Consider the following 21,577-nt stretch of genomic DNA (forward strand, 5'->3'; position numbering starts at 1 on the left):
GCCGGCGGGTTAGCCACCTAGGATGCTGGAATGAGCGATTCAACGACGAACACCTCCGACGTCCTTGCCCTCGATTCCCTGCTGGCTGCCGACGAGCTGGCCCTCCGCGACCGGGTTCGCGACTACACCGCGCAACGGATCCGTCCAAACATCGCACGCTGGTACGAGGACGCTCATTTTCCACGCGAGCTCGCCCCGGAGTTGGGCGAGCTCGGTGTCCTGGGCATGCACTTGGAGGGTTACGGCTGTCCCGGGCGGACCGCCGTCGAATATGGCCTTGCGGCAATGGAACTGGAGGCCGGGGATTCGGGGATCCGCACCTTCGTCTCGGTGCAGGGCTCCCTGGCCATGACGGCGATCCACAAGTGGGGTTCGGAGGCACAGAAAGAGCAGTGGCTGCCACGGATGGCTGCCGGCGAGCTGATCGGTTGCTTCGCCCTGACGGAGCCGGCGGCGGGGTCGGACCCCTCCTCCATGACGACCCTTGCCCGTGAAACCGCCGATGGCTGGGTCCTCGACGGGGCCAAGCGCTGGATCGGCCTCGCGTCGATTGCAGACGTCATGGTGGTGTGGGCAATCACCGGGGACGGAATCCGCGGGTTCCTTGTTCCCGCCGGAACGCCCGGCGTGACCGCGACCCCCATCGAGCCGAAGCTCTCCATGCGCGCTTCGGTTCAGTGCGATGTAAAGTTCGACGGCGTGAGGCTGGGTCCTAAGGCCATCCTCCCGGGTGCACTGGGACTTCGAGGACCGTTCTCCTGCTTGAATGAGGCGCGCTACGGTATCGCGTGGGGTGCCATGGGCGCTGCCCGCGACTCGTACGAAGCCGCACTGGAGTATGCCGGAAACCGACTCCAATTCGGTCGCCCGCTTGCTGGCTACCAACTCACGCAGGAGAAACTGGTGAACATGCTGGTGGAGATCCAGAAGGGCACCATGCTTGCCCTTCACTTGGGCCGTTTGAAGGACGCCGGCCACCTTCAGCCCCAACAGATTTCCATGGGCAAACTGAACAACGTCCGCGAAGCCATCAAAATCGCCCGCGAGGCCCGCACCATCCTGGGCGGTAACGGCGTCACACTGGACTACTCACCGCTGCGTCACGCCAACAATCTGGAATCCGTGCGGACTTACGAGGGCACGGATGAGGTTCATACCCTGATTCTGGGGCAGCACATTACAGGCCTTGGGGCCTTCCGCGGCTAGCCCCCAAGTAGGTCGCAGATCAGGTCGTTTTCAGGTCTGGGAACGACCTGAACTGCGACTCAGTTGGGTGAGGGTTCGGGGAGGACCACCAGCTTGAAGTAGCCACGCAGTCCCTTGACCACGTCCACCTCGTCGGGGGCCAGCAGCCATTGCGTTTGAAGCCCGTCCCATAGCGCAACAAGGGACACGGCAGCTTCATCAGGATCGACGCCGGGGCGAAGCCGGCCCTCTGCGGCCAGCTCGGCAAACCGCCGAGCATAGCTCTTGCGAAGACGTTCGAATCGTTCAGTGAAGTAGACCCGCCCGGGATGCGAATCGGTGACTGACTCCGCGCACAGAACGGTGTACAACTCAACCACGCCGGGAATGTTCTCATTGAAGAGCGCCGTCCGGATCACCGAATCAACCAAGCCTCCTTCCATGTCGTCCGGGAAGGCATCTCCGGTGATTTCATCGCGCCGCTCCAGGACTGCCATCAGGAGATCGCGCTTGGACGGGAAATAGTGCAGCAGGCTGGTTTGGCTCAGCCCCACCTTGTCGGCAACGTCCTGGAGGGATCCACCCCGATAGCCGTGGGCAGCAAACACCTCATGGGCAGCGTCCAGGATGGTCCGCCGCCGTTCTTCGGATTTCGCATAGGGGCCCCGCCGCGCTGCGCGACCCACGTCCTTTGTGGTCATGGCTAGCCAGTGTACATGCGTGTTACGGGTTCAATATGAAATTCGAGTAGGTACTCGAATTTTCTGTTACCGTGGTCACACTTGCCGCGGCGGGACCCACGAATCCAAGCCCGCGTCATCGTCAACCTGACACGAAGAGGTGAAGGCTCATGACCCGATTCACGCGAAGACAACTCCTGGGCGCAGGCCTGGGGACAGCAGCCATGGGCCTGCTGACCGGGTGCGCTACTCCAGGAACACAGTCCGTTAATGCTGCACCAACCATCCCCGCCGCAGACGAGCCCGTGCGACTGACCTACTGGGCTTGGCTCAAGGATTTCCAGAACGTCGCCGACGTCTGGAATGCAGCCAATCCGAACATCCAAGTGGACGTGGTATGGATCCCGGGCGGCAACAACGGCGGATATCAGAAGCTCTACTCGGCCTTGGCAGCAGGCGGCGGACCGGACCTGGCCCAGGTGGAGTTCCGTTCCATCCCGGAGTTCATGCTGGTAAACGGCCTGGTGGATGTATCCCGCTACGGCGCCAATGACCATGCCCACTTGTACGACCCCACCTTGTGGAAGCAGGTCAGTTACACCGGAGGCGTCTACGGCATCCCCCAGGACGCCGGCCCCATGGGCATGTTCTACCAACCAGCCGTCCTGGATAAGGTGGGCGGAGCCGCTCCAAAAACCTGGGACGAATGGGCTGCTTTGGCCGCCGAACTTCGCTCCGTGGACAGCTACCTGGACTGTTTCCCCATCAGCGATGCCTCTCCGTTTGCCTCTTTCGCGGGGCAGGCCGGCGCGCAGTGGCTGCGCCCGGAGGAGGATGGCTGGGTCATCAACATGACCGACGACGCCACGCTCAACACCGCGCGTTTCTTCGACAAAGCGATCGACGACGACCTCGTCACCACCGCGTATGGCGCCTTCTCCCCGGGCTGGTTTGCGGCAGCCGCCAAGGGCGGGATTGCCTCGACCATCACCGGAAGCTGGGGTGATGCCTTGGTTCAGGGTGTCAGCGGTTCCGAAGGAAAGTGGCGGGCAGCTCCTATGCCCACCTGGGGCGATACAGGTTTCGGCTCAAGCTACCTCGGCGGATCCACGGCAGCAGTCCTGGCCAACAGTAAACACCCCAAGGAAGCAGTCGAGTTTGCAGTGTGGCTGACCACGTCCACAGAGGGAATCGACGCCCAGATCAAGAACAGCGGCATCGGCTGGTCACCCAACCCCGGGTTCATCGGCACGGAGCGGCAACAACCGTCGGCATTCTTCGGTGGACAACGGTACAACGAGGAAGTTTTCGTCCCCGCTACCCAACAGCAGAACCCTGACTGGTCCTGGTGGCCGGTAACCCAGCAGTCCTTCAACATCCTCAGCGATGGCTTCCGCAAGAAAGCTTTCGGGACCTCGTTGGTGGACTCCGTTGCCGCTTCGGAGCAGCAGATCATGACCGTTTTCAAGAACAAGGGCCTCAGCATCCGAAAGGAAACGGCATGACCACCACCAGCTCCGCACCCACCACCCAGCGCTCCGCTGCACCAAGACGCTCCGTTAGACGGGCGGGCAATGGGGCTGGAAGGCGTGCCGGCGCTGCCGCACGCGCGCCCTGGTTCCTGCTCGCCCCGTTCCTGGGACTCTTCGTCCTCACCTTCCTGCTGCCCATTGTTGTGGCCATCATGTCCAGCTTCACCAAAGTGACCCGCAGCGGACTCTTTGGAGAGGCAGGCGTCACCAGCGAATTCGCCGGTTTCAGCAACTACGCTCAGGCCCTTGCCGACGGCAGCTTCGTCGCGTCCATCGGCCGAATGCTGCTGTTCGGCGTAGTGCAGGTGCCCGTCATGATCGTTCTCTGCACAGCGTTGGCCCTCATGCTCGAATCGGCCTCGGCAAAATGGCCGGGTTTCTTCCGCGCCGCCTACTTCCTCCCTTACGGCGTGCCGGGCGTGATCGCCACCATCCTGTGGTCCTTCCTGTACGTGCCGGGGCTCAGCCCGTTGTTTGACGTCGCCAAGGTTGTGGGCCTGACCCCGGATTTCCTGGGAGCGAACAGCGTGCTGTGGTCCATCGCGAACATCGTCACGTGGAGCTACACGGGCTACAACATGCTGATCATCGTGGCGCAGCTGAAAGCCATCCCGGTGGAACTCTACGAAGCCGCCAAAGTGGATGGCGCCTCCACATGGCGGGTCGCCCGGAGCATCCAGCTCCCACTGATTCGTCCGGCCCTCATGCTCACCACGGTGTTCTCCATCATCGGTACCCTGCAGCTCTTCGCTGAGGCGCAAGTCCTCAAGACCGTGGCTCCGGCAATCGACAGCCAATACACGCCCAACCTCAGCGCCTACACAACTGCCTTTGCCTACAACGACTACAACGTCGCAGCAGCACAGTCGGTCATCATCGCCGTGGCCGCGTTTGCCCTTTCCTTCGCCTTCCTCGCACTGACGAACAGGAAGTCTTCATGACCGCCACCGCCACCAAGCCCACCACCGCCGCTACCGCCGTCCGCAGCAAGGCTTCGGCAGGCCCGGACCGTTCAGCCGGACGACGACGGTCATCCACCATCATCGTCACCGCACTTTTGGTGGTGGTCGCCTTGTACTTCCTGATTCCCGTGTACTGGGTGTTCGTCGCCTCCACGAAGTCCACGGCCGATCTCTTCTCCACCAACGGTTTCTGGTTCGCCCCCACGTTCTCCCTGTGGGAAAACATCGGACGTGTAGTCAGCTACGACAACGGCATTTTTGGCCGCTGGTTCCTGAATTCGGCGATCTATGCCGGTGTCGGCGCACTCCTGGCCACTTACTTCGCTGCAGCCGGAGGCTACGCCCTGGCAAAGTACGAATTCCGCGGACGAAACCTGGTGTTCGGCACCATCCTGGGCGGCGTGCTTGTTCCCGGCACCGCCACTGCCCTGCCGCTGTTCCTGCTGTTTAGCCAGATGGGCCTGGCGAACACCTACTGGAGTGTGCTGCTGCCATCGCTGGTCTCCCCGTTCGGGCTGTTCCTCTGCCGCATCTACGCCCAGGCCACTGTTGATACCTCGCTGATCGAGGCCGCCAGGATAGACGGCGCCGGCGAACTCCGCATCTTCCACACAATTGGGCTCAAGGTCCTGACGCCGGCCCTGGTCACCGTATTCCTGTTCCAGCTGGTTGGCATCTGGAACAACTATTTCCTGCCGCTGGTCATGCTGTCCGACTCCGAGCTGTACCCCATCACGCTCGGCCTGAATAACTGGCTCAGCCAGGTTGACCGTTTGCCCGAATTCTATGAACTGACCACGGGCGGGGTGCTGCTTTCCATCATTCCGCTCAGCATCGCCATGGTTGTCCTGCAGCGCTTCTGGCGCGGCGGGCTGACAGAAGGAGCCGTTAAGTAATGACCAACACCTCCAGCTACATCACTGATACCGGTCCCGGCAGCGGCAAGAGACTCCCGGCCCGCTCTTGGCTGCACACTGACGCGCCAACACTTTCCCTGAACGGCCAGTGGCGCTTCCGGCTTCTCCCCGGCGCGCCCGGAACCCCGGGCGGACGGAGTGTCCTTCCCGCCGGCGAAGCAATCGATGGCTTCGCCGAGGAAGGCTTGGACGACTCCGCCTGGGACCAGATCCCGGTCCCTGCGCACTGGGTTTTGGAGGGTGACGGCCGCTACGGTCGCCCCATTTACACCAATGTCCAGTTCCCCTTCCCCACCGATGCACCCCACGTCCCTGACGAGAACCCGACGGGCGACTACCGCCGAACCTTCGATTTACCCACGGACTGGAGCGAAGCCGAGCGCATCGTACTGAGGTTCGACGGCGTCGAATCCCGTTACAAGGTATGGCTCAACGGCAGCGAGATCGGCGTTGGAACAGGCAGTCGGCTGGCCCAGGAATTCGATGTCACTCATGCCGCCCGCCCGGGACACAACGTACTCGCTGTCCGGGTCCATCAATGGTCAGCTTCGAGCTACGTGGAGGACCAGGATCAGTGGTGGATGCCGGGCATCTTCCGCGACGTCACTCTCCAAGCCCGCCCCAAGAAGGGCATCGACGACGTCTGGCTGCGTACGTCCTACACCGCCGGTTCAGGCACCATTGATCCTGAGATCACCGCGGACCAGGCCGCTTACCCGGTTCGGCTGTCAGTTCCGGAACTGGACGTCGACGTCGTCTGGAACTCCCCTGCCGACGTCGCCCCGGTGGCGATCACCGGCGTCGAACCTTGGTCCGCAGAGGTTCCGCGCCTCTACAACGCAACGGTGGCAAGCGCAGGCGAGACCATTTCGCTGCGCCTGGGTTTCCGGACCGTGGAGATCAAGGGCGATCAGTTCCTGGTGAACGGCCGCCGCGTGGTGTTTCACGGCGTGAACCGCCACGAGACACATCCTGACCGCGGCCGCGTGTTCGACGAAGACTTTGCCCGCGCCGACCTCGCCCTGATGAAGCAGTTCAACGTCAACGCGATCCGAACCAGCCATTACCCTCCGCATCCACGTTTGCTGGACATCGCTGACGAGATGGGCTTCTGGGTGATCCTGGAGTGTGACCTGGAAACGCACGGATTTGAACGGCACGGCTGGGTAGGCAACCCCAGTGACGATCCCGCCTGGCGGGAGGCATACGTGGACCGCATGGAGCGCACGGTGGAGCGGGACAAGAACCACCCTTCAATCGTCATGTGGTCCCTGGGTAACGAGTCCGGAACGGGCGCCAACCTCGCTGCGATGTCCGCGTGGACGCACGCCCGGGATACCGGGCGGCCCGTCCACTACGAGGGCGACTACAGCGGTGCGTACACGGATGTCTACTCACGGATGTACTCCTCGGTTCCTGAAACTGAGGCGATTGGCCGCGACGATTCCGGCTCGCTGCTGCTGGGCTGCTCCGCGGCTGAATCGGCCCGTCAGCGCACCAAACCGTTCATCCTGTGCGAGTACGTCCACGCCATGGGCAACGGGCCCGGCGCGATCGACCAGTACGAAAACCTGGTGGACCGATACCCGCGGCTCCATGGCGGATTCGTCTGGGAGTGGCGGGACCACGGCATCCGCACCACCACGGCCGACGGCACCGAGTTCTTCGCCTATGGCGGCGACTTCGGTGAAATTGTCCACGACGGCAATTTCGTCATGGACGGGATGGTCCTCTCCGACTCCACGCCCAGCCCGGGCCTTTTCGAGTACAAGCAGATTGTTGCTCCCCTGCGCCTGGGCTTCAGCACGGAAACCCACGACGGCGGCACACGCCGCTTCGTTTCGGTCGCCAACCTGAGGCACACGGCGGACGCGTCCGACGTCGTGCTGCGCTGGCGTACAGAGGTGGACGGCGTGGTGACCAGTTCCGGCGAGCTCGACGTCGTCACTGCATCGGGTGCGCCACTCGCCGCTGGGGATTCGGCGCTTATCGGGTTACCTGATTTTGATGTTGTGGAAGTCGGCGAGCAGTGGCTGACCGTGGAGGTGGCGCTTCGCAAGGACACGGCTTGGGCCGAAGCAGGGCATGTCATCTCTGCCGCGCAGCTGGAACTCGCCACTCCACGTCCGCGCCTAACGACTCCCCGCCCCTTGGCATCGACTGGCCGGGCAGGTTCACCGGCTTCCGGGACCCTTTCGCTGGGACCCGGCGTCTTTGAGGATGGTCAGTTGGTCTCGCTCGCGGGATTGCCGGTGTCCGGGCCTCGGCTGGAGCTGTGGCGTGCTCCCACAGATAACGACGCCGGAGCCGGCCGTGGCAGCTACGACCTCGCCGATCCTTGGCTCAACAACGGTGACGGAGTTGCTGCACCGTCGATGGAAAAGGTGTGGCGCGATGCTGGTTTGGACAGGCTCACGGCCCGGGTGGAGAAGGTCTCAGCCAACGAAAGTAGCGTGCTGACCCGCACCCGTTACGCTGCTGCCGACGCCGCGCTTTGGGTGTCTGTGGAGGAGAACTGGCAGCTATCCGACGGCGAACTGTGGCTCCGCGTGGACATCGTTCCGAGCGCAGGATGGGACATTATCTGGCCGCGGGTGGGGGTGCGCTTTGATCTGCCCGGGTCGGTGGACGGTGCATCGTGGTTCGGCGCCGGCCCACGCGAGTCATACCCGGACAGCATGCACGCGACCCTTGTGGGCCGCTACTCGGCGGGCATCGACGAACTTTCGGTGAACTACGCCAAGCCGCAGGAAACGGGACACCGCAGTGCTGTCCGCACACTGGATCTGACGAACAATGGCGCTTCCTGGCTGCAGCTCAACGCCATCCAAGACTCCCGCGGGCGCCTCCCCGGTTTCACGCTTTCAGGGCACACAGCCCAAGAGATCTCGGCGGCAGCGCATCCGCACGAGTTGCCCGCAAGCAAGGGCAGCTTCTTGTACCTTGACGCCGCCCAGCACGGGCTCGGATCCAGGGCTTGCGGACCCGACGTCTGGCCGGACTACGCGTTGCGCCCGGAAGCGCGGACGCTGACGTTCCGGATCACCGAAGCGGGCTAGTACACCCGTTGCGAGGCCTGCTCTACACGCTTCCGGGGACGAATAGCGCGCAAAGCAGGCCTCACAACCCGACTGGCCCCCCGTTGCGAGGCCTGCTCTACACGCTTCCGGGCACACAAAACGCGCAAAGCGGGCCTCACAACATTTCGGACCACCGTTGCAAGGCCTGCTCTACACGCTTCCGGGCACACTAAACGCGCAGAGCGGGCCTCGCAACCAGCCTCAGGCGACCGCCACGGGCTCCTTCTTCACTGCGTCCTTGCGGATGGTGGCACTGATGACCGCGGCCACCGTGCACATGGCAGCTGCGCCGAGCCAGGCGTAGTTGTAGTGCCCGGTAGCATCGCGGATGAAGCCGGCCAGGAGTGCAGCCACTGCAGCGCCGAGCTGGTGGGCCGCGAAGACCCAACCGAAGACCACAGAACCGTCGGCACCGAACACCGAGCGGCAGATAGCTGCGGTGGGAGGCACAGTGGCAACCCAGTCGAGCCCGTAGACCACAACGAAGATGATCATGCTCGGCTCCACGGATGAGCCCAGCAGCAGCGGCAGCACCAGCAGGCCGATCCCCCTGAACTGGTAGTACACGGCAAGCAGGATCTTGGGGTTGAAGCGGTCGGTCAGCCAACCGGACGCGATGGTCCCAACGATGTCGAAGATTCCGACGACGGCCAACAAACCTGCCGCCGTGGTTTCGGGCATGCCGTGATCGTGGGCCGACGGAATGAAGTGTGTGCCGATAAGACCGTTGGTGGTGGCGCCACAAATCGCAAAACCCGCAGCCAGGGCCCAGAACGTACGGACTTTAGCTGCCCGTTTGAGGACTTGAAGGGCACGGATCGCGGCGTTGGGGGAATCCCCTGATCCGGGCGATGCAACCACAGCGGCGGGCCGGCTTTGCGTCGTCGCGTTTGTCCCGGCGTCGGCCTCTTTAGCGTCAGGTTCTTCGGCACCCGACTTCCCGCCGTCAGGCTTCTCCGCACCGTACGGTAAGACCCCGACGTCGGCGGGCGAGTTCCGCAACCAGCGCAGGACCAGCGGGACGACTGCGAGCGCACCGGCGGCGATGAGCAAGGAAGCGCCACGCCAGCCCGGGTTCTGGGCAAGCGCGGCGATGAAGGGCAGGAACACCAACTGTCCGGCGGCACTTCCTGCGGTCAGGATGCCAATGACCAGGCCACGGCTCTTGGCGAACCAGGTGTTGGCGATGGTCGCAGCGAAAACCAAGGCCATGGAACCGGTGCCCAGGCCAATGAGCAGTCCCCAGGTGAGCAGGATCTGCCAGGACTGGTTCACGAAGACGGTCAATGCTGAGCCGAGCCCGATGAGGCACAGCGCCAGCGAGGTGACCTTCCGGATGCCGAAGCGTTCCATGAGGGCCGCAGCGAACGGGGCCGTCAAGCCGAACAGGACCAGGTTGATGCTGACGGCCAACGAGAGGACCGTGGTGGACCAGCCGAACTCGTCCTGCAACGGGACCATGAGCACCCCGGGCGCCGCACGGAAGCCTGCAGCTCCAACCAGCGCCAGGAAGGCAACGGCGGCCACGATCCACGCGGGGTGGAGGCGGCGGTTCTTGCCGGCAGGAGTTTTGCCGTTGCTTGTTTTGCGGGCACGCGTCCCGGGGTTTTCGGGCGGGGCCCCAGTGACGTCGGGAGCGGTCATGCGGGAATCTCCGTTTCAGGGGAAGCTGTGGTGGGTGCAATGGCGAGTGGTAATGGGTGGTCGCTGCGTTTGAGGCTGTGCCAGCTGGTGTTGCCTGCGGTCAGCCGGGCCCCGCAGTTGGTGCACGTGTCCGCTGACAACGTGGCTTGTCCGCAGTCTGTGTGGATGACCTTCATATGGGACACCTCGTTGGGAGCGTCCAGGTGCTTCTCGGCCCAGATGATGATGGCGTTGAGCACTGGAAGCGCGTCCTCGCCCTTGGGGGTGAGGACGTATTCCTGCCGTGTGCGCGCGCCGTCCTGGTATGGGCGCTGCGCGAGTAGCCCTGCGTCGAGGAGCCATCCCAGGCGTTTGCTGAGGACATTGTCTGCTACCTCGAGGCGTTGCTTGATGGCGTCGAAGCGTCCGTTGCCGAAGAAGATTTCGCGGAGGACCAGGCTCCCCCAGGGATCGCCGAGGACATCCAGGCCACGGGCAAGGCTGCACGTGCGGGCGGACCAGTCGGAACGAAGAGGCATGCGCCCAAAACTAGCTGACTTCCCTAAAGAAAGCTAGGTGCTGCTAAGGCGGATGCGAACCGCCGAGGGAAGACACACCCCGCCGGTTTGCCGCAGTTTCATCAGCGGTTCACCCTCCATGCCTACGCTGGCCCAGTCGACTCCGACCACGAAAGGCACCCCTGAATGTCCTCGAAAACCCCTGATAAGGTGAATCGTTCAACCCAAGGAACCGGCAGTCTCTCCCGTCGCGGCTTCCTCGGCACGGCAGCTGCAGCGACGGCGCTTGCTGCTGCGGGCTCCCTGCTGCCTCCTTCAGTGCAGGCTGCCATGGCCAGACCGGTCCCGCCCGGAAACTTGCAGTCCATCAAGCACGTGATCGTCCTGATGCAGGAGAACCGATCTTTCGACCACTACTTCGGCTCGCTGCGGGGCGTCCGGGGATACGGCGACAAGTCCGTAACCCGCTTGCACAATGGCAAGTCCATGTTCGAGCAGCCCCGTGCCACCGGCGAAACTGTCATGCCGTTCTCCCTACGCAAGGCCGCTGAATTAGCTGGCAGGCCGGGTTCCGACATCCAGTACCTGGGCGATCTGGACCACTCGTTCAACGGGACCACGACGGCGTGGAACAACGGCTGGTGTGACAAGTGGATTCCCGCCAAGAGCGCCTCCACCATGACCTTCTATGAGCGCCAGGACATCCCGCTGCAATACGAACTTGCGGACACTTTCACCATCTGCGATGCCTACCACTGCTCCGTCAACGGTTCCACCAATCCCAACCGCAACTACCTCTGGAGCGGCACCACAGGCAATGAGCCCGGCAGCACCAAGCGTGCCGTAACCAATGCGGCCTACGGCTACGATCACGGCGGCTATGACTGGACCTCCTACCCCGAGCGCCTGGAGAACTCCGGTGTGTCGTGGCAGATCTACCAGGACTGGGATAACTTCACGGACAACGCTGTGGAGTACTTCCAAACGTTCAAGGCGATCGGCCGCAAAATGCTGGCATCCGTGGAGGGAAACCTCAGGACCACTGAAGAGTTCTACGACCACCTCGCAGGAAAGCCCGCAGCCGAGCAGGACCGCCTCCTCGCCCAACTTGAGCAGGGCCGCGCTGCCCTTACCGACGCCGAGCGGTCCCTGTTCGACAAAGCCATGTGGCGCGGACGTCCCAACACTCTCTTGGACCGCCTCGGCGCAGACATCACCGACGGCACGCTGCCGAAGGTCAGCTGGTTGGTACCGTCCGCAGCCGACTCCGAGCACCCTGGCGCTTCGACACCGGTGGGAAGTGCCAACTTCGTCTACCGCCTCCTGGACACCGTGGCCAGCGACCCTGACACCTGGGACAGCACCGCCATTTTCCTGAACTTTGACGAGAACGATGGGTACTTTGACCATGTCCCGCCTCCCGTCCAACCGCGACCAGCTGCAGGCGAGTCCACTGACTGGACCACGGCACGGCCTATCGGTCTTGGCCCTCGGGTTCCCATGACCGTTGTTTCACCGTGGACCGTGGGCGGCTACGTCAGCTCGGAAGTCTTCGACCACACCTCCGTGCTCCGTTTCCTGGAGCGCTGGACCGGAGTAGAGGAACCGAACATCTCCCCATGGCGCCGTGAAGTCTGCGGCGACCTGACGGGTGTCTTCAACTTCGCATCCCCCGGCACGCCTCCAACTCTTGAGCACCCCGAGGCTGTCCCCGCCAAAATCAGCCGCTGGCGCCCGAATCCCCCGGCTGTCCAGGTGGCCCCCATCCAGGAATCTGGAGGCCGCCCGGCCCGCCCGCTCCCCTACAGGCCGCGGGTTTCGGCAGCAGTGCAGCCCGGAAAACTCACCCTGACACTAGCGAACAGCGGCACCAGTTCCACCCACTTCACGGTCTACGGCTACGCAGGCGAAGTCACCGAACCGCGGCATGTGGACGTCCTCGGCCAGCAGATCGTGGACCTCCCTGTCGCTTCCGGTACCGTCGACGTCGTCGTCACCGGGCCCAACCGGTACCAGTACGAACTGAAGGGCACGACGGCGGGCGCGGCGTCCGGCGTCGACGTCACCGTCAACGGCCGCCGCGGCAGGAAGGACGTTGAATTGGAGCTGCGCAACAACGGCACCTCAACTGTGAGCCTGGGGCTGAAGTCGCTGCAGTATGCGGACGGCGTCGAAACCTTGAAGCTCAAGCCGGGACACACTAAGAAGATCGGTTGGGAGACCCTGAACGGCTGGTACGACCTGGAAGTCACATCTGCCGAAGACACCACGTTCCGCCGCCGCCTCACGGGCCGTGAAGAAGACGGCCGGGAGGGAATCTCCGGCTAACCGAAGAGCACCAGCAACAAGAAGCCGGCTCTTGTTCGTCACCCCCGCCGTTGAACGGTGAGGAGTGCGAACAAGAGCCGGATTCGTGGGCTAGCTGATTTTGGCGAAGGCCTGCTCAAGGTCTGCAATCAGGTCCTCGGCTTCTTCGATGCCGCAGGAAAGGCGGAGGAGGTTCACCGGGACAGCCAGCTCCGTGCCCTTCACGGAGGCATGCGTCATCTCCGACGGGTAGTTCATGAGGGACTCAATGCCGCCCAACGATTCCGCGAGCGTGAACACCGAAGTGGATTCGGCTACCGTGCGTGCAGCCGCCTCGCCACCCTTGAACTGTACGGAGACCATTCCGCCGAACTTCTTCATCTGCTTGGCAGCGAGCTCGTGTCCGGGGTGGTCCGGGAGGCCCGGGTAGAGCACGGCCTCCACCTCGGGACGCTGCAGCAGCCATTCAGCCACGGCCTGGCCGTTCTCGCTGTGGCGGTCCATGCGAACGCCAAGGGTCTTCAAGCCACGGGTGGTCAGGAAGGCATCCATCGGGCCGGACACCGCGCCGACGGCGAACTGGATGAACCCGATCTTCCCGGCAAGCTCAGCGTCCTTGACCACAATGGCACCGCCCACTACGTCGGAGTGGCCGCCGATGTACTTGGTGGTGGAGTGGACCACGACATCGGCTCCCAACGCCAGCGGGGTCTGCAAGTAGGGAGACGCGAAGGTGTTGTCCACCACCAGGAGGGCCCCGGCGTCGTGCGCTACGGCGGCGAGGGCCTCGATGTCCGTGATCTTCATCATCGGGTTGGACGGCGTCTCCACCCACACCATTCGCGTCTTGTTGGCCGCAACCGCAGCGGCTACTGCGTCGAGGTCGGACATGTCCACAGGCGTGTTGCCGATGCCCCAATCACCCAGCACACGGTTGATCAAGCGGTAGGTTCCACCGTAGGCGTCGTTGCCCAGGACAATGTGATCCCCTGGCCGGGCGAGCGCCCGGATCAGGGAGTCCTCGGCTGCAAGGCCGGAGCCGAAGGAAAACGCAGCGGTTCCGCCTTCAAGCGCAGCAAGCTGCTCCTGGAGGGCGTCGCGGGTCGGGTTGCCGCCGCGCCCGTATTCATAGCCTGAGCGCAGGTTACCGATGCCGTCTTGGGCGTACGTGGAGCTGAAGTGGAGCGGGGGCACCACAGCACCGGTCACCGGTTCGAAGGCCTGTCCGGCGTGGACGGCGCGCGTGTTGAACCCGGCGTTGTTGCTGGCAGACATGGAAGCTCCTCTGGGTTTGAAGGGTTGGATCGGGGGTGGCGCTCAATTGCTCAGGTACGCCAAAAGGTCGTGCCGCGTCAGGATGCCCACCGGGGCGCCAACGAAAGTCACCATGACGGTATCGACGTCGGACAGCAACTCGCGCGCGGCGGAAATGGTTTCCAGCGAGCCGATCACGGGAAGCCGGTCCCCCATGTGTTCGGAGATCTTGTCGGACAGCTTCGCTTCTCCACGGAACAGCTTGCTGGTGAGGCTGCGCTCGTCCACGGCACCCATGACCTCGCCCATCACGACGGGCGGCTCCTGCGAGAGCACCGGGATGTGGGAGACGCCGAACTCGTTCATGATGTTGATGACATCGCGGACGGTTTCATTCGGGTGGATATGGACCAGGTCCGGCATCTCGCCCGTCTTCGATTTGAGCACCTCGCCCACGGAAGCTTCTTCGCCTCCGGAAAGGAAGCCATAGGAACGCATCCATTTGTCGTTGAAGATCTTGGCAAGATAGCCACGGCCGGAATCAGGGAGGATCACCACTACAACGGCGGACTCGTCCAGGTCCTTGGCAGCCTGGAGCGCCGCGACCACGGCCATGCCGGAGGAACCGCCCACCAAGAGTCCCTCTTCCCGGGCAAGGCGGCGGGTCATGGAGAAGGAGTCGGCGTCGGATACAGCGATGACGTGGTCCGGAACGGCAGGATCATAGTTGCCGGGCCACATGTCCTCGCCCACCCCTTCCACGAAGTAGGGCCGGCCGGTTCCGCCTGAGTAGACCGAACCTTCCGGATCCGCGCCGATGACCTTGACCGGGCCGCCGTCGGACTCCGCACGGTCCGCAGAGACCTGCTTAAGGTAGCGACCTGTGCCGGTGATGGTGCCACCGGTTCCGGCGCCGATGACCACGTGGGTGACCTGGCCGTCCGTGTCCTGCCAGATTTCGGGCCCCGTGGACTCGAAGTGACTGCCGGGGGCCGCGGGATTGGAGAACTGGTCCGGCTTGAAGGCGCCCGGGATCTCCTTGACCAGGCGGTCCGAGACGCCGTAGTAGCTCTGCGGGCTGTCGGGTGCGACGGCGGTAGGCGTCACCACAACCTCGGCGCCGTACGCCTGAAGCACGGCGCGCTTGTCCTCGCCCACTTTGTCCGGCACCACGAAAACGCACTTGTAGCCCTTTTGCTGGGCTACGAGCGCCAGCCCCACTCCGGTGTTGCCCGACGTCGGCTCTACGATGGTTCCGCCCGGCTTGAGTCGGCCGTCCTTTTCCGCCTCTTCGATCATCTTCACGGCGATCCGGTCCTTGATGGAGCCGCCGGGATTGATGTATTCGAGCTTCACCAGGACGGTGGCTTTGATGCCCTCCGTGACGTGATTGAGCTTGATGAGGGGTGTATTGCCGATGAGGTCCAACACGGACTGGGCGTACTTCATAGGTACAAAGTTACCGCGTGGTCGCTATTGGACTTGACCGGCCTCTTCGCTAGGTGCCGGCAGAGGTGTCGTTCTGCCAGACGCCCAGAACGTTGCCCTCCGTGTCCTTAAAGTAGGCGTACCAGCCCATGGTGGGTACGGCGTCCTTGGCCTGGACCACGCTGCCACCTGCCGACTCGATCTGACCCAATGCGGCATCAATATCATCCACATCGATGGTGAGGATGGGGGTCTTCAGATTGTCCGTGCGCGGGAACAGGGCTCCGTTGATGGCTCCCGGCTCTGTTGGCGTGCCGGTCTGCTCGTCGGAAGGCGCTGTGATGGCGATGGTGTAGTCCATCCCCTCCATAGGGCTCAGGTTCCAGCCGAAGGCACTCTGGTAAAAACTGTTGGCCCGCTCATTGTTGTCCGCGGGGATCTCAAAATGCACCACTCCACCCATGGTTCGTGCTCCTTGTTCCTGGGATTTGTTCCTCGGATATGGCGCGGCCCACCCACGCCACATCAGGGAGTCTAGCGGCGGGCGGTTGCCCCCGTAAGGGGTCCCCGGATGCAGATTGTCAGCCTGGCGTGGGACCATGAAAACATGACCATCGCAGAAGCCCCGCCCGTTGTTTCGGCCGCGGCAGATGCGGCCGTCCGGTGGCATCCGGGCGGTTCCTTCCGCCTGGACCAGACCATGTTTCCGCTCATGCGGGGCAACGCGGATCCGTCTTTCGCAGCGCACGCCAGCGGTTTTTGGATGGCCTTCACCACTGCCTCGGGGCCGGTCACGTTGAGGCTTTCGGGAGGCGGCTTGGGGGTTGACTCCTTCGTTGATGCCCAAGCCTGGGGGCCCGGTGCGGACGACGCCATCGCGGGAGTACCGCGTCTGCTGGGCGCCAACGACGATTGGTCGGCATTCGACGAACCCGCCTTCCATGCCACTCTTCCGCGGTTGGTCACAGAATCACGACGCCGGAACCTGGCTCTGCGGCTGCCCTCCACCGGGCGGATGGTTGACTCCCTGGTGCCCACCATCCTGGAGCAAAAGGTCACCACTTTGGAGGCAAGGCGCGGCTATCGGTACCTGATGTATCGCTACGGAACACCCGCGCCTGGCAAGGCCCCTGCTGGGCTTCTGGTCCCGCCTACTGCCAAGCAGTGGCTGGCCGTCCCATCGTGGGAGTGGCACAAGGCCGGCGTTGGACCACAGCGCTCGGCCACCGTGATGCGGGCGCTGCAGTCCGCCGTCGCGCTTGAACGCCTGGCAAACCTAGGCTCAACGCAGGCCGGCGCCAAGCTGCAGACCATTCCGGGCATCGGCATCTGGACGGCCGCCGAAGTGGTCCAACGCACCCACGGCTGCCCGGACTCGATTTCCGTGGGCGACTACCATCTGGCCGCCTACGTGGGATACGCCCTGACGGGTCAAAAGACCGACGACGCCGGGATGATCGAACTGCTGGAACCATGGCGCGGACAAAGGCAGCGGCTGGTGCGGATGCTGTATTTGAGCGGCTTCCGCAAACCCACTTTCGGGCCAAGGATGACGGTCCAGGATCACCGCGGCCACTGAGTTTTGATTGCGGACGGGAGCTGTCCGCAGGAGCATGGACGGCCTTCATTCACGGGTATAGCGTGGCGCCTAGGAGCCATCACCTGCCATCCCTGGAGTGACCGTGATCCACACCACCAAGCTCACCAAGACCTTCACCGTGAAGAAGGAAACCGTCGAGGCCGTGAAGGGCGTGGACATCGACGTCGCCCCTGGCGAACTTGTCGCTTTCCTTGGACCGAACGGCGCCGGCAAGTCCACAACCCTGCGGATGCTCACCACATTGTTGAAACCCACGTCAGGGTCGGCAACGGTGGCGGGCGTGGATGTGGCCAAGGACCCGGCGGGAGTGCGGTCCCGGATCGGCTACATCGGCCAAGGCAATGGCGGCGGGCACAGCTACCGCGTGATCGACGAACTGATCATGCAAGGCCGCTTTTACGGAATGAACACCACAGACGCGAAAGCCCGTGCCGAAACCCTCATGGCATCCCTGGACCTCAGCGACCTCGCAAAGCGCACCGTAATCAAACTCTCCGGTGGGCAACGACGCCGCATGGACGTAGCTCTCGGGTTGATGCACTCCCCTGGCTTGCTGTTCCTCGATGAGCCGTCCACCGGGATGGACCCCCAGAACCGCGCCAACCTCTGGGAGCACATCATGCGGATGCGCGAGGAGCACGGGACCACCATCGTGTTGACCACCCATTACATGGATGAGGCCGATTCCATGTCCGAGCGCGTCATCGTGATCGACCACGGGACCATCATCGCGGACGACACCGCGTCACGGCTCAAAGCCAACCTCGCCGGGGACCTCCTGGCCGTGGAGGTTGCTGCCGGTTCCGCGTCCGAGGTGCGGGGGCTGCTGGGCCGCGCGGCCGCGGAAGGCGACATGGAGGAAAACGCCTACGACGGCGTGGTCCGTTTCCGCCTTCGCTTGGCCCAAGGTGCCCAACTGGCGCCGGGGTTGCTGAAGGAGATGCACGACGCCGGCGCTCCGGCCCAGTCGCTCGAACTGAAACCGCCAACACTGGACGACGTTTTCCTTGAACTGACCGGCCGCAGCCTGCGGGAAGGAGCTGAAGTCTGATGATTGAACATGCCGTTGCCCCGGGTGTGGCTCTTCAAAAGCGTGGTCCCCGCAGCGTAGTCACTGACACGTGGTTTGTGTTCTGGCGGGAGATGCTGCTGCCTCTGCGGGATCCGTTCTCACTGATTTTTTCCCTCATCCAACCGCTGGTTTTCCTGGGGTTATTCGGGCCACTGCTGGGCTCGGCAGTGGGAGCTCCGGCCTTCGGAGGCCAATCCACGCTGCAGTGGTTCCTTCCCGGAGTGGTGGTGATGATCGCGTTATTCGGCACCTCCATGACCGGCTCCAACCTGCAGTACGAACTCATGACCGGTTCCTATGAGCGGATTTTGGCCACGCCGCTCTCCCGGTCTTCGCTCATGATTGGCCGGGCATTGAAGGAGTGGGCTCCCTTGGTGTTGCAGGGTTTGCTGATATCCGTGGTCTGCATCCCGTTTGGCTTCATTTTTTATCCATTGCACGTGCTGTTGGGACTGGTCATCCTAGGCATCTTCGGGATCGGGCTCGGCGCGTTGTCCTATGCACTTGCCCTGGTGTCACAGAACAAAGAATGGATCTTCTGGGGCGTGCAGCAAACCCTGCTGTTCCCGCTGATGATCCTCTCCGGCATCATGTTGCCCATCGAGGCCGGACCCGGCTGGATGAAGGTGGCCAGCCTGTTCAATCCCCTGACCTATCTGGTCAATGCCGAACGGGAGTTGTTTGCCGGGCGTATCGGCATGGACACGATGTGGGGCCTCGTGGCCGCTGTGGTGACCGCCGCCGTCGGACTTGTAGTGGGAATCCGGACGATCAGCCGGAATACCAACTGACGGACTGCATTCAGCTACAGGTGCAGCCGTGACACCGCTTCCTGGCGCATGTCCACCTTCCGTACCTTGCCGGACACCGTCATGGGGAAGGATTCACGGACGTCGATGTAACGCGGGATTTTGTAGTGGGCCAGTTTCCCGCGACAGTACTCGGCCAGATCCTCGGCAGTCAGCGTCTCAGTACCGGGTTTGAGGATGATGCACGCCATCAGCTCCTCTCCATACTTCTCGTCGGGAACACCAATCACCTGCACGTCCTGGATGGACGGGTGGAGGTAGAGGAATTCCTCGATCTCGCGCGGGTAGATGTTCTCTCCACCGCGGATCACCATGTCCTTGATCCGGCCCTCGATTACCAAGTAGCCGTCCTCATCCATGCGGGCGAGGTCGCCGGTGTGCATCCAACCCTCAGCGTCGATTGCCTCCATCGTTTTGTCCGGTTGGCCCCAGTAGCCCTGCATCACCGAGTAACCACGCGTGCAGAGCTCGCCGATGACGCCGCACTCCACCACTTCACCCGATCCCGGATCGACAATGCGGCTCTCAAGGTGCGGCATGGTCCGGCCCACTGTGCTGGTCCGCTGCTCCAAGGTGTCCCCCGCCCTGGTCATAGTGGACACGGGCGAGGTCTCGGTCATGCCGTAGCAAATGGCGACGTCAACCATGTGCATCTCATCGATGACCCGGCGCATCACCTCCATGGGACATAAGGAGCCGGCCATGACTCCGGTACGCAGCGTGGAGAGATCATAGGAGTTGAAATCCTCCAGTGCGAGCTCGGCAATAAACATGGTGGGCACACCGTAGAGGGACGTCCCGCCGAAGTCTTGAACTGCTTCCAACGCCGCCGATGGGTTGAAACCGCGGCCCGGAATGATGGTGGCAGCCCCAAAGCTCAGCGCATTCAAGTTCCCGATCACCATGCCGAAGCAGTGGTAGAACGGCACGGGGATCACCACGCGATCGTGCTCGGTGTAGTTCAGGAGCCGGCCGATCGAGTGCCCGTTGTTAAGGATGTTGTGGTGCGTCAAGGTGGCACCTTTGGGGAATCCCGTGGTGCCGGAGGTGTATTGCAGGTTGATGGGATCGTGCGGGCCAAGGTCGTCCATACGATCCCGAAGCGCTGAAAGCCCGACGCCGTCTGCCCGGGTCAGGAGTTCACCATAGGTGAGTTCGTGGTTGGCTTCCGGGACGCCCGCAGTGAGTCCCAATTCCGGCTCTCCCGGGAGGAAGACGATCTCCCGGAGGTCGGGACAGTTACGGGCCGCATCCCTGGCCATGCCCACGTAGTCACTGTGCTTATCCGATGGCGCTGCCACCAGCATTCGCATGCCATTCTGCTTCACCACGAACTCCAGCTCATGGCTCCGGTAGGCAGGGTTCACGTTGACCAGCACCGCACCGATCTTGGCTGTGGCGTACTGAAGAATGGTCCACTCGGCGCAGTTGGGACTCCAAATGCCGATCCGCTCGCCCTTGGCCACGCCCATGGCGAGCATGGCGCGGGCGAGGCGATCGACGTCGTCGTTAAGCTTTTGGTAGCTCCAGCGGCGGGCGTCACCGCCCGGCACCACAGCCGCTTCGATAAGCGCATCCCGCAGGGGAAACCGGGCCGCGATGCGCTCAAAATTGGCGCCAATGGTCTCTTCGAGCAGCGGGACGTCAGTGTCTCCGGCAGTGTAGGACAACATGACGGAACGCTACCAAGGGACGGCGCGCAACAGAACCGTAACCGCCTCCAGCAGCGCCGTGTCCTGCCGGTAGGGTTGGAGCCATGAGTGAACCCATTGACCTGCAGGCCACGTTCATCCCCAACGAAGGCGAATTCTTCCGCGTGAAGCTCGCTTTGGAAATCGCGATCGACGAGGTCGTCAACGAGCCCGGCTGCATCCGCTATGAACTGACCGAGGCCACCGAAGAGAAGCTTGTCCTGACTGAGCGCTGGGAATCCGAGGAACTTCTGGAGAAGCACTCCAAGGGCATCGCCGTCCAGGACCTGAACGAGTCCCTCAGCGCACTGCTCGCCGAGCCGGTCAAGCTGGAACGGCTCTAGGCTCTCCCTGATTCAGTCCGGCGAAATCGCTACAAGACTGGAAGAACGCCGTAAACGCATCGAGGTCGCCGGAATTTTCCGGCGACCTCGATGCGTTCCGGCGAGCTCGATGATTCGAGCCGCCGCAGAGTCTTAGTTTTCCTGAGCCTCGGCACGCGCCTTGGCAACGTGGGCGTGGACCTCTTCCATGTCCAGGCCCTTTACGGCCTCGATGACCTGCTCCAACTGCGGACCGTTGAGGGCTCCCGGCTGCGAGAAGACAAGGACCTTTTCGCGAAATGCCATGAGCGTCGGAATGGATGTGATCCCGGCTTCGGCGGCGAGCTGCTGCTCAGCCTCAGTGTCTACCTTCGCGAACACGACGTCAGTGTGCTTCTCGGAAGCTGCCCCGTACGTGGGGGCGAACTGACGGCACGGGGCGCACCAAGCCGCCCAGAAATCCACCAGGACAATGTCATTGTCCTCGATGGTCGATGCGAACTGTTCTCCAGTGATGTCAACTGTAGCCATGCTTCCACGGTACGCGACCCTGCCCGCGAAGTCCCGTGGAGGCGGGCACTGTTCGCTTCCCGCGT

At 63.1% G+C, this 21,577-nt stretch carries 18 protein-coding genes; 10 read left to right on the top strand and 8 right to left on the bottom strand.

Annotated features, from left to right (window positions below; translation table 11 throughout):
* Positions 1–30 precede the first annotated feature (30 nt).
* Positions 31–1,206, top strand: coding sequence for an acyl-CoA dehydrogenase family protein (locus ACIQTW_RS05300; RefSeq protein ID WP_402934425.1), 1,176 nt, complete (start codon positions 31–33; stop codon positions 1,204–1,206).
* Positions 1,207–1,265: 59 nt separating this feature from the next.
* Here the strand turns inward: ACIQTW_RS05300 and ACIQTW_RS05305 are convergent, their stop codons facing one another.
* A complete protein-coding gene (locus ACIQTW_RS05305) occupies positions 1,266–1,886 on the bottom strand; it encodes a TetR/AcrR family transcriptional regulator (RefSeq protein ID WP_402934428.1) in 621 nt (206 codons plus the stop codon).
* A 149-nt stretch (positions 1,887–2,035) separates the two neighbouring features.
* Here ACIQTW_RS05305 and ACIQTW_RS05310 point away from each other — a divergent pair, with 149 nt between their 5' ends.
* The 4 genes from ACIQTW_RS05310 to ACIQTW_RS05325 are packed head-to-tail and all read left to right on the top strand — an operon-like array spanning position 2,036 to position 8,335.
* A complete protein-coding gene (locus ACIQTW_RS05310) occupies positions 2,036–3,370 on the top strand; it encodes an ABC transporter substrate-binding protein (protein ID WP_402934431.1) in 1,335 nt (444 codons plus the stop codon).
* Positions 3,367–4,338 (top strand): carbohydrate ABC transporter permease, encoded by a 972-nt coding sequence (locus tag ACIQTW_RS05315; protein WP_402934434.1) that lies wholly within the window; start codon positions 3,367–3,369, stop codon positions 4,336–4,338. The genes ACIQTW_RS05310 and ACIQTW_RS05315 overlap by 4 nt, the downstream gene beginning before the upstream one ends.
* Positions 4,335–5,255, top strand: coding sequence for a carbohydrate ABC transporter permease (locus tag ACIQTW_RS05320; protein WP_402934436.1), 921 nt, complete (start codon positions 4,335–4,337; stop codon positions 5,253–5,255). Before ACIQTW_RS05315 ends, ACIQTW_RS05320 begins: the two co-directional genes overlap by 4 nt.
* Positions 5,255–8,335 (top strand): glycoside hydrolase family 2 TIM barrel-domain containing protein, encoded by a 3,081-nt coding sequence (locus ACIQTW_RS05325; protein WP_402934439.1) that lies wholly within the window; start codon positions 5,255–5,257, stop codon positions 8,333–8,335. Before ACIQTW_RS05320 ends, ACIQTW_RS05325 begins: the two co-directional genes overlap by 1 nt.
* Before the next feature lie 222 nt (positions 8,336–8,557).
* On the opposite strand, the gene ACIQTW_RS05330 is transcribed toward ACIQTW_RS05325, so the two are convergent.
* On the bottom strand, positions 8,558–10,000 hold the full coding sequence (locus ACIQTW_RS05330; protein WP_402934442.1) for an MFS transporter: 1,443 nt from the start codon (positions 9,998–10,000) through the stop codon (positions 8,558–8,560).
* Positions 9,997–10,518, bottom strand: coding sequence for a winged helix-turn-helix transcriptional regulator (locus tag ACIQTW_RS05335; RefSeq protein WP_402934444.1), 522 nt, complete (start codon positions 10,516–10,518; stop codon positions 9,997–9,999). The genes ACIQTW_RS05330 and ACIQTW_RS05335 overlap by 4 nt, the downstream gene beginning before the upstream one ends.
* Positions 10,519–10,683: 165 nt before the next feature.
* Between ACIQTW_RS05335 and ACIQTW_RS05340 the strand changes: the two genes are divergently transcribed.
* On the top strand, positions 10,684–12,825 hold the full coding sequence (locus ACIQTW_RS05340) for a phosphocholine-specific phospholipase C (protein WP_402934447.1): 2,142 nt from the start codon (positions 10,684–10,686) through the stop codon (positions 12,823–12,825).
* A gap of 90 nt (positions 12,826–12,915) precedes the next feature.
* On the opposite strand, the gene ACIQTW_RS05345 is transcribed toward ACIQTW_RS05340, so the two are convergent.
* Genes ACIQTW_RS05345 through ACIQTW_RS05355 form a run of 3 tightly spaced genes read right to left on the bottom strand, consistent with a single transcriptional unit; the run spans position 12,916 to position 15,949 of the window.
* Positions 12,916–14,079 carry a cystathionine gamma-synthase gene (locus ACIQTW_RS05345; RefSeq protein WP_402934449.1) on the bottom strand — a complete coding sequence of 388 codons (1,164 nt, stop codon included), beginning with the start codon at positions 14,077–14,079 and terminating at the stop codon, positions 12,916–12,918.
* A 42-nt stretch (positions 14,080–14,121) separates the two neighbouring features.
* A complete protein-coding gene (locus tag ACIQTW_RS05350; RefSeq protein ID WP_402934452.1) occupies positions 14,122–15,507 on the bottom strand; it encodes a cystathionine beta-synthase in 1,386 nt (461 codons plus the stop codon).
* 49 nt (positions 15,508–15,556) lie between these two features.
* Positions 15,557–15,949, bottom strand: a complete 393-nt coding sequence (locus ACIQTW_RS05355) for a VOC family protein (protein WP_402934455.1) — start codon at positions 15,947–15,949, stop codon at positions 15,557–15,559.
* Positions 15,950–16,093: 144 nt separating this feature from the next.
* On the opposite strand from ACIQTW_RS05355, the gene ACIQTW_RS05360 reads away from it, so the two are divergent.
* From ACIQTW_RS05360 to ACIQTW_RS05370, 3 genes are all read left to right on the top strand, one after another.
* The gene (locus ACIQTW_RS05360) at positions 16,094–17,065 is read left to right on the top strand and encodes a DNA-3-methyladenine glycosylase family protein (protein WP_402936239.1); all 972 of its coding nucleotides are present in this window, start codon (positions 16,094–16,096) and stop codon (positions 17,063–17,065) included.
* A gap of 103 nt (positions 17,066–17,168) precedes the next feature.
* Positions 17,169–18,137, top strand: a complete 969-nt coding sequence (locus ACIQTW_RS05365; RefSeq protein WP_402934458.1) for an ATP-binding cassette domain-containing protein — start codon at positions 17,169–17,171, stop codon at positions 18,135–18,137.
* Positions 18,137–18,949, top strand: coding sequence for an ABC transporter permease (locus tag ACIQTW_RS05370; protein WP_402934461.1), 813 nt, complete (start codon positions 18,137–18,139; stop codon positions 18,947–18,949). Before ACIQTW_RS05365 ends, ACIQTW_RS05370 begins: the two co-directional genes overlap by 1 nt.
* Positions 18,950–18,963: 14 nt before the next feature.
* On the opposite strand, the gene ACIQTW_RS05375 is transcribed toward ACIQTW_RS05370, so the two are convergent.
* Positions 18,964–20,640, bottom strand: coding sequence for an AMP-binding protein (locus tag ACIQTW_RS05375; RefSeq protein ID WP_402934464.1), 1,677 nt, complete (start codon positions 20,638–20,640; stop codon positions 18,964–18,966).
* A gap of 83 nt (positions 20,641–20,723) precedes the next feature.
* On the opposite strand from ACIQTW_RS05375, the gene ACIQTW_RS05380 reads away from it, so the two are divergent.
* The gene (locus ACIQTW_RS05380) at positions 20,724–21,002 is read left to right on the top strand and encodes a putative quinol monooxygenase (protein ID WP_024817673.1); all 279 of its coding nucleotides are present in this window, start codon (positions 20,724–20,726) and stop codon (positions 21,000–21,002) included.
* Between the two features lie 132 nt (positions 21,003–21,134).
* Here ACIQTW_RS05380 and ACIQTW_RS05385 read toward each other — a convergent pair whose 3' ends face one another.
* On the bottom strand, positions 21,135–21,512 hold the full coding sequence (locus tag ACIQTW_RS05385; protein ID WP_091469153.1) for a co-chaperone YbbN: 378 nt from the start codon (positions 21,510–21,512) through the stop codon (positions 21,135–21,137).
* Positions 21,513–21,577 lie beyond the last annotated feature (65 nt).

It is taken from the genome of Paenarthrobacter sp. NPDC090517 (assembly GCF_044769165.1).
GTDB lineage: Bacteria > Actinomycetota > Actinomycetes > Actinomycetales > Micrococcaceae > Arthrobacter.